Annotated in this window: 15 protein-coding genes and 1 pseudogene; 11 read left to right on the top strand and 5 right to left on the bottom strand. The window is 41.6% G+C overall.

Translation table 11 applies throughout. From position 1 onward, the window contains the following. The 3 genes from IM473_RS22175 to IM473_RS22165 all read left to right on the top strand — a co-directional run. On the top strand, positions 1-223 hold a 223-nt coding region (locus tag IM473_RS22175; protein ID WP_287659390.1), incomplete at its 5' end, for a cobaltochelatase subunit CobN. 1,090 nt (positions 224-1,313) lie between these two features. After that, entirely contained in the window at positions 1,314-2,258 is a 945-nt protein-coding gene (locus IM473_RS22170) for an AlbA family DNA-binding domain-containing protein (RefSeq protein ID WP_287659389.1), read from the top strand. A 439-nt stretch (positions 2,259-2,697) separates the two neighbouring features. Further along, a complete protein-coding gene (locus IM473_RS22165; protein ID WP_287659388.1) occupies positions 2,698-2,865 on the top strand; it encodes a hypothetical protein in 168 nt (55 codons plus the stop codon). On the opposite strand, the gene IM473_RS22160 is transcribed toward IM473_RS22165, so the two are convergent. Then, positions 2,858-3,022, bottom strand: coding sequence for a tyrosine-type recombinase/integrase (locus tag IM473_RS22160; RefSeq protein WP_287659393.1), 165 nt, complete (start codon positions 3,020-3,022; stop codon positions 2,858-2,860). The genes IM473_RS22165 and IM473_RS22160 overlap by 8 nt on opposite strands. 182 nt (positions 3,023-3,204) lie before the next feature. Further along, entirely contained in the window at positions 3,205-4,878 is a 1,674-nt protein-coding gene (locus tag IM473_RS22155) for a GMC oxidoreductase (protein ID WP_287659387.1), read from the bottom strand. 278 nt (positions 4,879-5,156) lie between these two features. Between IM473_RS22155 and IM473_RS22150 the strand changes: the two genes are divergently transcribed. From IM473_RS22150 to IM473_RS22135, 4 genes are all read left to right on the top strand, one after another. Beyond that, on the top strand, positions 5,157-5,342 hold the full coding sequence (locus tag IM473_RS22150) for a hypothetical protein (protein WP_287659386.1): 186 nt from the start codon (positions 5,157-5,159) through the stop codon (positions 5,340-5,342). A 278-nt stretch (positions 5,343-5,620) separates the two neighbouring features. After that, a complete protein-coding gene (locus IM473_RS22145; protein ID WP_287659385.1) occupies positions 5,621-5,860 on the top strand; it encodes a DUF1830 domain-containing protein in 240 nt (79 codons plus the stop codon). A gap of 276 nt (positions 5,861-6,136) precedes the next feature. Further along, positions 6,137-6,904 carry a cupin domain-containing protein gene (locus tag IM473_RS22140; RefSeq protein ID WP_287659384.1) on the top strand — a complete coding sequence of 256 codons (768 nt, stop codon included), beginning with the start codon at positions 6,137-6,139 and terminating at the stop codon, positions 6,902-6,904. A gap of 16 nt (positions 6,905-6,920) precedes the next feature. Continuing rightward, the gene (locus IM473_RS22135) at positions 6,921-7,520 is read left to right on the top strand and encodes a sigma-70 RNA polymerase sigma factor region 4 domain-containing protein (protein ID WP_287659383.1); all 600 of its coding nucleotides are present in this window, start codon (positions 6,921-6,923) and stop codon (positions 7,518-7,520) included. Between the two features lie 7 nt (positions 7,521-7,527). Here the strand turns inward: IM473_RS22135 and IM473_RS22130 are convergent, their stop codons facing one another. Further along, positions 7,528-8,385: a hypothetical protein gene (locus IM473_RS22130; protein WP_287659382.1), complete on the bottom strand. Its 858-nt coding sequence runs from the start codon at positions 8,383-8,385 to the stop codon at positions 7,528-7,530. Between the two features lie 118 nt (positions 8,386-8,503). Between IM473_RS22130 and IM473_RS22125 the strand changes: the two genes are divergently transcribed. Together IM473_RS22125 and tnpC are read left to right on the top strand one after the other, a co-directional pair. After that, positions 8,504-8,968: a DUF6444 domain-containing protein gene (locus tag IM473_RS22125; protein WP_287659381.1), complete on the top strand. Its 465-nt coding sequence runs from the start codon at positions 8,504-8,506 to the stop codon at positions 8,966-8,968. 37 nt (positions 8,969-9,005) lie between these two features. Next, positions 9,006-10,214, top strand: a complete 1,209-nt coding sequence (tnpC, locus tag IM473_RS22120; protein ID WP_353738162.1) for an IS66 family transposase — start codon at positions 9,006-9,008, stop codon at positions 10,212-10,214. A gap of 71 nt (positions 10,215-10,285) precedes the next feature. On the opposite strand, the gene IM473_RS22115 is transcribed toward tnpC, so the two are convergent. Then, positions 10,286-11,254, bottom strand: coding sequence for a transposase (locus tag IM473_RS22115; RefSeq protein WP_287659380.1), 969 nt, complete (start codon positions 11,252-11,254; stop codon positions 10,286-10,288). Positions 11,255-11,481: 227 nt separating this feature from the next. On the opposite strand from IM473_RS22115, the pseudogene IM473_RS22110 reads away from it, so the two are divergent. Then, a pseudogene (locus IM473_RS22110) lies at positions 11,482-12,751 on the top strand (IS701 family transposase). A 458-nt stretch (positions 12,752-13,209) separates the two neighbouring features. Here IM473_RS22110 and IM473_RS22105 read toward each other — a convergent pair. Continuing rightward, positions 13,210-13,797, bottom strand: coding sequence for a methyltransferase family protein (locus IM473_RS22105; protein WP_287659391.1), 588 nt, complete (start codon positions 13,795-13,797; stop codon positions 13,210-13,212). A 91-nt stretch (positions 13,798-13,888) separates the two neighbouring features. On the opposite strand from IM473_RS22105, the gene IM473_RS22100 reads away from it, so the two are divergent. Continuing rightward, positions 13,889-14,887, top strand: coding sequence for an IS630-like element ISMae24 family transposase (locus IM473_RS22100; RefSeq protein WP_052275630.1), 999 nt, complete (start codon positions 13,889-13,891; stop codon positions 14,885-14,887). Positions 14,888-14,895 lie beyond the last annotated feature (8 nt).

The following is a 14,895-nucleotide window of genomic DNA, read 5'->3' as shown; positions in this document are numbered from 1 at the left end:
TGCGGTGGATAATTGGGTTTATGAAGATGTGAACACCACTTTTATTCAAGATGAGGAAATGTGTCAGCGTCTAATGAATCTCAATCCTAATTCTTTCCGCAAGATGGTGGGAACCCTGTTAGAAGTTAATGGTCGCGGTTATTGGGAAACTTCTCAAGAGAATTTAGACCGCTTACAGGAACTTTATCAAGAAGTGGAGGACAGTATCGAAGGAATCGAGTAGAATAGATAGATAAGAGGCGTTGCTGAATCAAGGTATGAATGACAACCTTGCACCTATCCAAAAGTTAGTTTGGGTCTAGGTTTTAAAAATCCCACAAAAGAAGATTCATATCTCAAATCAGCAACGCCTAGATAGATAAGACTTGAGGGACGCAGCTATTGGCTGGTCTCTTGGGTTTTTAGGTGTTCGATTATGGGAAGGAGCCACAAAGATGCAAAGGGTGCAAAGATCGATCGATTATATTGTAGGTTAAGCTTATCGCACAGAGTCTGGAAGATTCCTATGATAAGTCTAAGCTGTGATTTGAATGATTGAGTGAATACTATGATTGTGTTGTATTTGGCAAGTATTTACTAATAATCAATATCTGGCTTTTTTATCTGCAGCTTCAGGATAAGGCAAGCGGAGCGGCGAGGACAATTTTTAGCTGTGTCCCTTAATCCAAGTTCGCCGCTCGGCTGGTTAGTGTGCCAATAGATTTTGTCGGTAGTCCCTAGATTTTGGAATGGCGGCGCGGTCTGAAGGACGGCGCGATCGATTTGCCGGTAGTCCCTAGATATTGGAATGGCTCCGGATGCCGTAGCTGGTAGTTAGTTCGGAATCTGGTACTCCTTCCTGTTTTCTCGATCTCGTCGTGGCCATCCTTGTGAAGCCAGATATCAAGCTCTCGAAAAAGAGCAACCCCAATAGCGATCGCTAAAGGTCGAATAATTATAAATTTTTGTCAAGGGGTGGGGTCAGACAGAGGACTCATCACTAGAATGAGGCTAATTGTCAGGAATTTAGTTAAACAAGGTTTTTGGCAATATGCTAATCTGGCTAACAAGCTTTTGGGCGTGATATAGAGAAAATTTCTGGCGATTGCACCTAAATGGAGTGATATGCAGAAAGTTGACCTATATCGTTACTCTAGAGAGTTTTACACAAAAAGTTGACCTATAATATGTAGTTAGATCACAAAGCTAAAGCAATTGGTTTTTCAATGCAGAGTTTTGTCGTAAGGGGAGCGAGTTTACATTCGCCAATAGTATAATTTGATTGATAAGAAGCCAAACATTTTTTACACTGCTTATCCGCCTTTTCACATCTTATGAAAATTAACCTGGGAAATTTTGATCTCACTCAGCTTCCATCCGCAGAGGATGATAACTTTGAATTCAAATCAAGTCGCACTTTTCTGGAAGAACTCAAGAAGAAACTAAGCTGTGCGGTATCTGCCTTTGCAAATTCTGGAGGTGGGTGTTTTATTGCTGGTGTGGACTCTGATGGTAATGCTGATAATGGCCTGCCTCTAAAAGTTGGAAGACAAGATTTACGCGACTGGGCTGATCAGATTGTTAATCAAGTAGAACCAGTTCCTAAATATGAGATTAAAATAATATCTGATTCAGTAGGACGAGGAGTCATTCAGTCCGATTCGGCTGTTTTGCTTGTTGCCGTTTATGAGAGCCACGCTGGTCCACACATGGCTCATGATAATTGCTATTACATTCGAGCAGGTGCTCATACAGTCAAAGCCAAGCATTTTATTGTTGATGCAATTTGGGCTAAAAGACATTTCTCCAAACCACGTTTAACACACTTATTTAGACTTAAACCAGAAAACGAGCAGGCTATTCAACTTGGAATTATTTCACTTACAGATGCCCCAGCAATTGAAGTCAAGGTTAATATTTTGCCCTTGCCGAAAATGATGATTAATTTGGGAAATTTATTTCCCCTCCAAATATCTGTTATTGATCAAGATAATCCATTCTTTTTTGACGTGTCGACTTACTCTCAAGCAAATAAGCTTTTTGGAGAAGATGTACTACTTGAAGTAGAGTATAAGGATCTTTCTGGCAACTCTTATAATTATAATACTAGATTAGGAATTTCTGGTTCAGTACCACCTTTTACAGAAGTGTTGAATGTTAAGATTTTGAGGATATTGTCCAAGTTGTGCGTTGGCATTGATGATACAAAATTTGAGCAGTTAATGACTCTATTCTCAATAAACAAGGGATTTTACCTGGGTGAAACCCAAACATTGTAAAGTTTTATTGCAGGATTCAACACTTCTGCACCTTTTACACTTAAAAATGACGCTTCAGCAAAAATAGTAACAGCACTTGAATCAATTAACAAAGCTCTTTTGAAACTCGCAGTTCCGCGCAAAAATATTGCTAAACCGAGCTTTCTACTATCACAGCCCTCGGAAAGTGTATTTCTAAATATTGAGAGTCTAATTCCCGAACTTCTAGCAGATATTAGAAATGATCTGCAAAACTATCCATTTGCTCGTGAGTTTATCATTATGAATAAGGGTGTAATGTATCGGGAAGATACCAATGAATTCACTCTCAAATATTATTCAGGCGTTAGTTTATGAAATCACCTATAATGATGCTCCTCGTTTCGTAATTTCTGAAGAACTAGCTGCTTATCTAAGAAAACCTCAGACAGATTAGATGATATAGTTTAGGCCGGCGATCGTGGTTTATTTAATTGATGGAGATGCGATCAAATTATTCCGTTATGCAACTGTAGTGCGATCGCCGATCTTGTCTGGTGCGTTCCCTAACCTGGCTTCCACTGCTCCGCCGATCGATTTTGGGGAACGCGCCATGCACAACTATCCCCCAATAGCGATCGCTAAATAAATCCCACAGCATCCCGGATATTCTCATCAGTAACTTCCAGATAGAAAGCTAAAGCGCCTAAGCTTGAGTGTCCAGAGATTTTCTGGATGGTTCGCAGTGGTACACCCGCCGCGTGCATTCGGGTTAGAGCAGTTCGCCGGAAGCTATGCGTGCTGATGCCCTTAAATCCTATAACTCGGTGTTGATATATTCAAGTTTGGCAAGCTTGCTTTTGGCAAATTTAGCCCTGCCCGCCCGCGAAACCCGCAAATTTAAGTTTTGCCGGTAGTCCCTTAGTTGGTATGATTCCGGATAGAGCGGCGATCGGTCAGGAAATAACTTTCAGAGCGGTTGATTCTTTTAACCCAAATGATCAGAAAGTCTTAAAGCCAATCCTGCCAGAGCCAGTACGGGGTTAGCGGCGGTGCTGATGGGCATAACGGACATATCGCAAACGTATAGTCCCGCAGTGCCTCGAACTTTCAGGTCTTCATCGACAACCGAATCGTTATTGAAATTGGCATTACGGTTAGCTTTCCAGGGCATCCGCAAAGTGCCGCAGGCGTGGTGAACAGTACCCCACCCAAAAGGCCATTGTTTACCGTCGCCCTCGCCATATTCTGCTGTGATGAAGTTCACGTCGTTGAACTCGGCAAAAATGCGATTTCTTGTTTGATTAAGTAGAGCGAAAAACTCATTTTTGCTTTTATTCCAGCCTGCAAGGGACGGGAAACGAGAACCCAACAAATCATCTAGATTTGAAAAACGTTTGAAGCGGATTTCGGGCGTATAGTTATCGTTAGCGTGGGAGAAAATGCCATTCTCATCATCGAGACAGTTTCCAAAGCTAAACTTGATGTCAACACGGGTTCTGCTAGTATCGTCAACCACGGGTTCGGCAGAAGGATCGTTGTTTCTCAGATGCCAATATTCATGATTAACATTCATTTCTATATTGAAGGGGTAGATCACTTGACCGTTAGCATCTCGATTTCCCCGCGAGTAGAAGATAATTTTAGCGTGGTCTTGACGACTGAGGGGAATTAGTGAAGGGTTTCTTCCCAGAGACGACACATAGGCTTGGGATTCTCCTGTCACGGGATGGTCGGTTAAGCCAAAACCCACTTGTTGGCGAATTTTATCGGGTAGATTTTGATAGACGGTAGAACGATGGATCAGTTTCGGGCTTTCCGTAGAACCTGCGGCGATGATTACCTTGGGAGAATAAAAACTGATCTGCTCTCCCGTAATCGTGTTAGTGGTTTTAACTTCATACCAGTCAAAAGGGACGTTCTGAACCGCTTCTACGAAACTATTCAGTTTGATAAATAGACCCTTCCCGTTTTGATCGACACCTGGGGTCAGTCCAACTTGGTTGATCAGCAGTTCGGCGGTGTTGAACACTCCCGTGGGTTCTGCAAAGAATTGATTTCGTGGTGTGCCGTCGGGATCGAGATAGGGTTGATGGACAGCACGAGGTGTCTGTTTTATTTCAAAATCTGAATTAAGAGAACTGGATTGAAAATAGCTCACCAACTTTTTTGCTTTATCCCCCAGCGATGACGATAGATTCATCCTGTCATTAGCCAATCGGAAATATCTCGATTCCAAGTCTTGACGTACATTATCCGGGAAAAACTCCATCTCCCAACTTTGAGCTTGTGGAATCAGTCCCGACCAAAAAATAGAACGCCCGCCAAAACATAATTGGGGTTTAGAGCCGATAAAATGGGAACCGCTAGGTGACTGCTTGAAATTATCTACGCCAAAGTGGGGGGCTACCGAACCGTTAGGGATGCGACTGATATTATAGACATGGGTTGGATAGATGAAGGAGCCAGCATCTAAGACCAAAATGCGATGACTTTGCCCCAATCGATCGGCTAGGTCATCCGCTAAGATGCCACCTCCTATTCCGGAACCGATGATAATGAAGTCAAAATCTTTATTGTTGCCGTCATAATCTCGGATCAAGCGGGTGTGAGCTTGAGGTTTTTCTGTCACCAGATTTGCATAGTTGTTCTGAAATGGCATTCGTCTTACCCTTGGCTTTTCAAAGTTAGTTTAGTTACCAAAATACAATCAATTACTTTTTCGATCGGTATAGAGAAACTCTGATTTCAATCATATAGCTGACCCACCAATACGTCTAGTTGTCGAAAACTTTAGTTGACACTCCCGTCGCGCTCAAGCGAGGGCTTCGGCCGTGAGGTCAGCCGAACGGTCTTCACGACATTCAAGATAAAATTTTCAGCGGACTGTCACAAAAGGGAAATAATTACTCTATTTAATACACGCGTTAGGACGGGACAATGAAACAAGAAACTTGGTGGATAGAGCGAGAAATCGAAGTTCTCAATCAGAAGGTTCGACACTTCGATCGTGTCGAGAGTGATCCTGATCAACTGAGATATATTCGTCAGACCCTGACGGGATTAAATCGGCAACTTTGCCCTGCGGATACGGAAAGTGAGGTCTTATCAAGATTTGTCGATTAAGGAAATCTCGATCGCTCACAAATTCACAATTTTTGCCCTAATTAGGGTCTGCTGAATAAATCTAAAAACCTTATCCAACAAGGTTTTTAGACTTTTTTTCCCTCAAAAAGTGCCGACCATGGGAGTGATTGGGGGGAAATTTCCGGGACTTTTTCCCTGAAAATTAGGTAATTGACCACCTGAAAATCGGTAAAACCCTACACCCTACACCCTACCCCCACGAAAAACTTTTTGCCGCAAACCCTAATTAGATGTATAGATTTGTGGAGGAATTAACTATGATTCGATTTTTCCCCCTTGCCGTATCTTCCAAAGTTCAATGCACCTATCATAATGAGAGCGATCGCTTTCAAATTATCAGGGTCATAGAAGAAGGGCAATGGCTCGAACGAACGCTTGCGGCTGGTCAGCGACTGAAATTCGAGGCTTACCGCAATAGTTATGTTGATATCTATATTGCCGATATGGCCATGATGGTATTGAGTGATCGCCTTTCCTGTGAGGGATTGATAGATTGAACGGGCGATCGAGAAATAGCGGGGACGGAACCGCCATCCTTTTGTCCCCGAAAAAATTGCCGTCCGTCCGTCACAATCCGTCGGGACGGTACTCTAAATCTTGTCAACGCGACGAGAACGCGCACTGTGTCGTAAACTTCTGTATGTAATATGGCCTCAACCAACGGAAAATTTTATCGGGGGTCTAGCCCCAGACCCGAACGAGAAGATATTCTCGAAATCGTCTATAGGTACTCTTCTTGCCGAGTAAACGATGATTTTGATCAAGAAAAGGAGATGCAAGTTCTGGATATTATCCAAAAGTCTTTTTCCAATCCTGAGCTATTCGATTGGGTGCATCGAGTTGATGAATTGATCGAATGGCAATTAGAGCGGGGAAAAGTACCCGAAGAAAAGGTAATTCAAGAAATTTTAGCAATTCAAAAGCTGGTTATCGATTTAAATCTTCACCCTTGCGAACCTTTAAAGTTTAGCGAGTTTAGCGAAATCGTCAAAAGTTTCTGCCGACATATCTTCGATATCAAACAATACTTTAGCGAATCGGACTATATAATTTTCAATCCCCAAAAATTTTTGAGAAATCTGATCGCGAAAAGCGAGTCGTTAACCGTTTATGCGATCGGTTGGCTTCCCGGTCAATCTACGGACATCCATCATCACGGTTACGATCTGGATGCCATTCTCGTCCTCGAAGGACGCTTAACACATTGGCTGTGGGAATCTGCCGTCGATCCAGCGGCGGCCACCCCCGTCCCACAATACTTTACCGCCGGCGATATTATCACGATTGATCGCCACCAATGTCACAAAATCGCAAACACGATCTCTAGTAATCTAAAAACGATTCACATTCGTTTGAGAGATGCCACCGTGGATAACTTTCAAGATGAAGGTGTCGGGTTTCGGGATGATCGCTGGTTTCGGGACGATCACTGGAATCGGCCTTTATCCGAGGAGAGCGATAAAAAGGACAGTAAGGGGGGTTGCTTGGTGATGTTGAAGGATATGTCGGAATACCGCATGAATACTCTGTCTCGAACTTAATTTAGGATTATCGAATATGAGCGATAGTATCACTCTCTCTCCCGCAATATACCTATTTGTCGTTACGAGCCGCTATCGGCTGTACGACATCTGCCGGCAACACCGTCCAGACGATGACATTGATCGTCGGATGATCGCTCATATTAATCATCTTTTGCGTCATTATTGCCTCACACACAGATACGAAGCCGACGATATCTATAACGAGGTATTATGGCGCATTCAGCGACACATACTGGGGGGGGGGACGATCGATTCTCCTCTCCCCTATTGTAAAGCCGTGGCCAAGTCCGTTATCGTTAAGCACGTCAAAACAGAAATCAAGCTTCGTTTACTTCCCCCTCTTCTGGTTGAAAAGTCCCGTCTTTCAGATGGGGAACTCCTATTGGACAAATACGAAAAACCCCTGAATGAGGCTTTAAATATATTAAAGGTAGATCACCTAGAAGACTTTCGTTTGATAGAACTTTTTTATCTGCAAGAACTTAGCTGGGGGGAAATTACGGGTCAGTGCGGCGGGGTCAATTGTGCGGCGATGCGTAAACGAGGACAGAGAGCAAAAGAAAAGTTGAAGACGATTTTTGGCAAAATTTTAGAGGAGCAAGGTTCTTTCTAGCGGATTATTAAAAACCGCTCGGATTCCTCTGAATATCACGCCAACCATCACCATAGGGGATAAAACGCATATCCGTATCTCGCATCGAATCCTGTAACCATCTGCGATTAGGATTTAGATAGGTGTTGGGGATGGCATTTCTGTTAGTAGGAGTTTGATATTGAGGGGAAGGGGAATTTTGCCGACACTGGGCGGGAATGGCGTTAGCGGCCGCTCTGGCATTACCCGTAATCGCCAAACCCAGTAGAGAGCCGATCGCCGCCCCAGTGCATTGTGCCGCTAAGGATTGTTGAGATGTGGTCAAACCCTCATTTGTCTCTGCCAGATTGATAGCCGCCGCGTAAACTAAATTGTTAGATGCACCATTGCCAAGCTGATCTTCGATAATTTTGCCACTACAAACTATGATATGGTTATCGCTATCGCGTAAATATTCTTCGCAGTTACCAGTAGCCAGTCCACCAAAGCTGAAATTATCGCCGCTGATGACGATATATTTGACGTTATTTTGATGGTCGGTGGCATAGCTGATCACGAAATCTTGTTCTCTGATCGTGGCATAAAAAAAATAGGTAAAGCCGTTTTTAATATCATGCAGTTCTGGAACCTTTCTGTTGGATTCGATTAAAAGTCCCCGGCATTTCGCCTGCTCCCTTGGAGAATTTGAACCCTCACCGTATTCGTTGACGATACAGTGACTGAACTGACCGTAAACATTATCTGTTCGTAAATCCCCCGCAGGGGACTGTGCGCGGGCGGGATAACTAAAGTAAAAGGTGGCACTGGCTATCGTCAGTGGCAATGCCAGCCGTGCGATAGCTGAATGAATTGAAATTGGTGGCAAAAAATGAAATTTCTTTTTCATGGATTCCGTCTAAATATTACCGCTCCCAGTCTCGCATCCTTCCATCCTACGTAACCGTTCAGGGGGGTAGAAGAACGATCGCCAAAAAAGGGCATCAAAATCTGATAAACTAAGTGACATGGAAGAGAAGTGTGTCAATCATAAGGAGCGGCTCTCCCTGGAAGATTGGGAAAAAACCCCAACCAGTGTCAGGAAATTGGTGGAGGAGATGGTGCTGCAAATAGAACAACAGGATCAGAGGTTAAAGGAAGTCCTGACAGTTCAGGAACAGTTACTAGAAAAAATCAATTCTTCATCAAAAAATTCCTCATTACCCCCATCGAGTGACCCACCGGGATTAGGAAAAAAGCAGACCATACAGAAAAGCCGTAAAAAACGAGGTGGTCAACCGGGTCATAAAGGAAATAGTCGAGACTTATACCCCATAGAAGAATGTAGCGAAGTAATAGACCATCATCCACAAGCATGTGCCAATTGTGGAGCTACCCTCACAGGAGAAGACATAAACCCCTATCGTCACCAGAGGCTCTTCTGGTTTCTGTGTGGAAACGAGGTCTATACTGATAGAATATCCGCAAAATAGTCCTAAAAGTCTTGCCAAATAAGCACTTCAGGATTACATAAGCAAAAATTATCACACAAAGTCGAGAAGAGCCCACCAGATAGTAGAAATTCCACCAATCAGTCCTATAGTCATTGAGCATCGTTTGCATCAATTGACCTGTACTGGATGTGGCACTAAGACTCGTGCAACATTACCAGAAGATGTGAACCCAAGTGGTTACGGAGTAAGAGTAGTAGCATTGGTGGCACTGCTAAGTGGAGTGTATCGCAATAGTCAAAGAATGGTACAAAGTGCCATGGCAGAAGTATTTGGAATTTCAATATCATTGGGAACCGTCAACAGACTGCGACTTGAAGCGAGTAATGCAGTGGCAAGCTGTGTCGATGAAGCAAAACTTTATATCCAAAGGGCAAACATTGTCGGAGCCGATGAAACCAGCTTTAATCAAGGAAATATTGATGGTTTTAACCCGAGCCAGAGAAAAGCTTGGCTGTGGGTTGCAGTCACACCCCTAGTCACATTTTTTGAAATTGCCCTCACCCGTTGTACTCAAGGGGCAAAGAATTTATTAGGTGAGAACTTCAGGGGAATTTTAAACTCTGACCGTCATGGTGCTTACAACTGGGTGGACTTAGAACGTCGGCAATTGTGTTGGGCTCACTTGAAACGAGAATTCATCAAAATTTCGGAACGACCTGGAGTCTCGGCAGAATTGGGAACGGCACTGGTTAAACAACAGGAGAAGTTGTTTGAACTTTGGCACCGAGTCCGTGATGGGACTTTATGTCGTAGCGATTTTGCCCAATTGGTCAAGGATATTCGTTCATCAATCAAGGCAACTTTAACTGAGGCTGATTCCTATTCCATCGGGACAAGGGAAAAAACCCCTCTAGCCAAAACAGTTCGCACTTGTCGTCAACTGCTCAAAGTTGAGTCGGCGATGTGGTTGTTTGTGACAACTGTTGGTGTCGAACCCACCAATAATGCAGCAGAAAGGGCGATTCGTCCGGCGGTGATCTGGAGACGTACTAGCTTTGGTTCTCAAACTCAAGCAGGTAGTAATTTTGTGGCTCGGATGTTAACTGTCGTGACAACCCTCAAGTCACAAAAACGGAATGTTTTGGAGTTTATGACGAAAGCTGTTGTGGCTGCTCGCAGTGGTACTACTGCTCCTTCTTTGCTTCCATCGGTTACTACTTGTTCTGATGAAGATGACTTTTTGAAAGTCAGTAGATGGAAAAGTTTGAATAACCAGAGTATTTAGTAACATCTGATACAAAATACTTAGAGAAACTAATTAAGAAAACTTATGTCTAAGAAAAAAGACTATTGCTATTAGCCAGAAGGCAAATAGATAGTATCAACAACTTGATAGATTTTATCAACGGCTTGCCTTAAAAACGATAGCATTTGTTGAAAAGTAAATAACTCTCGATAAATTAAGCGTCCACCCCGTCTCGGAAAACAAACTTTTCGCCATAATAAATTAATCCAAATATTAACAAGAAGAAAGGAAATTCCGATAAATAATAAACGAATAACTGGCTTTTTATTAGTGGTTTTAAGGCGACAAATATTTTTAATTCTATAGCTAGTCTCAATCCCAAACCGCTGACGATAGGCAGTATGAATATAATCTAGTTTAATAGATGGTAAATAAACGACATAAGCAAAATATTGAATTCCCTGCTGGTTTCTCTTGCCTTTTTTATATTGACAAACTATCCATAAATCAAAAGTTACACAATTATTTTGGTCTTTCCCCATAGTGGAAGTAGTTTGATAACTTTTATTTCCTTGAATAAATTGCTTAATTCCCCCTGTTTTACCTCGGATAATTGCTGGCATAATGAAAGGGATTTTTAAAGCTTGTAACCAACGAATAACAGCAATACTAAAAAAGCCTCGGTCTAAATAAAGAGTTTTAAAATCTATCTTTAGAGAAGAGCTTAATGCTAATAAATAGGTAATAATGGCGACAGTTGTGTCCGTATTCCGAATCCCCCTGATAGCTAAAGTTAATCTTTTTCCTTTTTTAATAAGATATAAGGTCGCATAAGCATAAAACGAGCAAGTTCCCTGTTTAGCCTGACTTCGGTAAATATAAGGTTTTTCGCTATCAGATGGTTCACCATAATAAGGAATTAAATTTAGGTCAATTGCTAATTTAAGCTTTCTTTTTTTGATTCTTGGTAATACCTGACTTTGTAAGGCTAGATTAACTGGCGACTCTAAGGTATCAAAATCATTTATTTTGTCTAAGTGATGGCGAATATTTCGACCACACCTAGCATTTTTAAGCATTTTAGATGTGTTTTCAATGCTGTCACAATTGCTGGCTGCCCTGACTAATATTTGATACAAGTCTGAGGCACTAAATCCACCCTGAGTTTCGAGAGGGATATGTTGAATTAAACAATCAATTGTTGTTTGTAATGTTTCTGATTCTGTTAGTGGGACTTAAACGCTCAACAAAGATCAAATCGAGTATAATCGTTACAGAGTAAGCACTTTACGTTGAGAAATCGGCGATGAAAGAGACAACCCCAGCCGCGATGCCCCCGTGCTTTGACCGATGGTGTCGGCGGTTTGACAATTGCTTCAAGAGCGAAGCGCAAAAAAACGGGTTCAGACACTATTTAGGAGGATTATTAGGGGAAAGTGAAAGGAAAAATCTAACTCAAATGGCCAATAATGCCTTCGGAGTGATTTATAACCGATTACATCACTTTTTGACCGAATCTCCCTGGTCAGACCGTCAGGTAAATGAATGTCGGTTGCAAGTGATGAACCAATGCCGCCAGACGCAAATACCCCGAGGATTTTCCCTGATTGTCGATGACTCAGGACATCGAAAAAGTGGCAATCTGACCGCCGGAGTTGGGAGGCAGTACCTGGGAGAAATTGGCAAAACAGATAACGGAATAGTCGCCGTTACTACCCATCTCTACGACGGGAAAAAAAGTTTACCCCTAGACATTGAAATTTATCAACCGGCTAGTTCTTTAAAGGAGGGGAAAGAAGACAAAGAATTTCAGAAGAAACCAGAGATAGCGATAGATTTAATTGACCGGAGCTTAACCAGAGGCTATCGACCGAAAATTGTGTTAATTGATGCTGGCTATGGCAATAACACAAATTTTCTGAAAGCCCGAGAAGAAAGAAAGCTAAAATACTTAGGAGGAGTGGCAAAAAATCGAAAAGTAATTATTGAAAAAGAAGGGTGTGGAGAAGAAACAATCCAGCTTGAGCAACTAGCAAAAAGCTTGCCAGAAGGGGATTTTGAGAAAATCACTATTCAGCTAGAGCGAGAAAAAACTGTCTGGGTAGCGGTATTCAGAGCGAAAATATCTCAACTAGAAGGAGAAAGGAACTTTGCTATCGTCATGAATGCAAGTTCTCTTGAAAAAGCTACAGAGGTGGACTATTTCATCACCAATGTAGTCGAGGCGGATACAGTAACAGCGTCGTGGATAGTGAGGACTTACACCGAAAGAAATTGGGTGGAAGTATTCTACCGAGAAGCCAAAGGATGGTTAGGGTTAAGAGAATACCAAGTCAGGGATAAACGAAGCGGCTCTTCGCCATTTTATCTTGGTGTTTTGTGCCTATACATTTATCCTGTGGCATAAGTTAACTGGGGGACTGCAAAGGCGGTGGGCGAATCGACCTTTAAACAGTTTTGTGGAAGCCTTGGAAGCTTTTCGGACAGCGATGTCTTTCCGTTTCTTTGAGTGGCTGACCGAGAATCGGGATGTGTTTGCCGCTTACAAAGCCAGTTTAGGCTTTGTTTGGGCTTGAAATTTGTTTAAGTCCCATTAGTAGTATTTGGCGGGTTTCGTTAATCAATTTTCAAATTTATTGGTGAAGTTTATTGATTTTATTCTAACATTTTTATGTTTTTTTTTGAGCGATTTTTTCTTTGATTAGTCAATCTAGATATAGATAACTTTTACTTATCATTAGTCGTTGCCTGAGTACATAAATACTAAGAAAATCCCTAATTTTTTAGCCCCTATCATTTAGCGATCGCTATTGGACAAAAACTTTTCCATCTACTGAAAGTTGCCTAATTTTATGGCTTGATGGAAAGGGTTTGTCTTTCTTCTTCTTTAGACCCCCTGAACGCTTACCATCCTACTATCCCACTTTTATTCGTCAATATCCCCTATGTAAAACTTAATAGCTTACCTTGCAATTCAATCTCCTCAATGGCAAATTGTATTATACTTCATCCTTACGAGAAATACCTTCTTCGCTTAGGTCTGAGGGGATTGGCGAGCATTTAGACTAGATTTAATCAGTTTGGGTAATAGCAATCCGGAGTTCGCTTTGTAAGTGTCGAATTCGGGATAGCGGGAGAGGGAGTGGTCTTTTTTAAGCATATTGGGGATGAAGACCCCAGTGATGAATCCCCCCAAAACCAGAAAAGGCAGCCAATGTTGGGCTAACAGGGCAAAACCGAGATAAATTAAAATCTCTCCCAAATAGTTAGGATTACGACAACGACTAAAAAAACCTTCCGTGATTAACCCTTCCCTATATTTAAGGGTAAAATACTTTTGGGCATCGCTACCGTAATGGAGAAATACCCCGATAATATTGACCGCTATGGCCACAGATATTAGAGGGGCGGCAGCCGTCACCTTCTGGCTAATAATAATAAAAGGGGCGGCCCAATATAAACCGAGAATGATAAAGGTAAATATTCCCATAGACAATGGTATTTCTTTTTCCCATTGTTGATCGGGATATAATCTATCTTTGATCAACCACATAAAACCGTAAGTTCCGTGCAGGGAAAGGTATATCCAAGCGAGCGGGGTAAAATTATTATAAAAAGCCATTAAGCCTAATAAGTAGTCATGCAAAATTAATTACCCAAATAAAAAATTAAGAAGTATAATACATAAAAAAACGAAGCAGCAGGAAAATACAATGAGATTGATTAGAGACCTAAACCCCGAGAGCCAGAAAATGCTAGAGAGAATTTATCGAGCTAGTAAACATCATCAAGTAAGAGAGCGAGCGAAATGTATACTCTTAAGTTTTCAGGGAACCACGATAGAAGAATTGAGCGGAATATTTGGAGTTACGAGAAAGACCATCTATAATTGGTTGACGGCCTGGGAAGATAGAAAACTAATTGGTTTTTATAATCGTCGAGGAAGAGGGAGAAAACCTAAATTGACAGAAGCACAAGGTCAACAAGTTATTGACTGGGTAAAAGAAGAACCGAAAAGCTTAAAAAAAATCCAGATAAAAATTGTAGAAGAATGGAAATTAACCGTAAGCAAAGACACGATAAAAAGACTCATAAAAAAAATCAACATGAGGTGGAAAAGGGTGAGAAGAGGGGTCGCCAAAACCCCTGATGAGTGGGAGCTTGAGGTCAAACTACCTATTTTAGAAGAACTAAAAAAACAGGAAAAAAGAGGAGAGATTGAGATAGGATATTTGGATGAAATGGGATGGGATTCAAAGCCTTGTATTCCTTACGCTTGGCAAGAAGAAAAAACCACGATAAAGTTACCACCAATTGAAGGTAAAAGACTAAATATTTTAGGAATAATGAAACGAGATAATCAATTATTTTATGAGACACAGGTCGGAACGGTTACTAGCGAGATAGTTATTAATTTTCTGGATAAATATTGCCAAAATATACAGAAAAAAACTGTCATAATAATTGACCAAGCTTCCATTCATACCAGCGAGGCATTTATGGAGAAACTTGAGGAATGGGAAAAGAAAAATTTGAAAATATTTTGGTTGCCCACTTATTCACCTCATTTAAATTTAATTGAAATATTATGGAGATTTTTAAAATATGAATGGATTGAATTTAGCGCCTATAAAGACCGAAAGAGCCTCCTCGCTTACGTTAAAAAAGTGCTGGACAATTTTGGAGGCGAGTATGTAATTAATTTTGCCTAGGTACTTAT

It is taken from the genome of Microcystis sp. M015S2 (assembly GCF_020245945.1).
GTDB lineage: Bacteria > Cyanobacteriota > Cyanobacteriia > Cyanobacteriales > Microcystaceae > Microcystis.
This window is presented reverse-complemented; position numbering and strand designations above follow the sequence as displayed.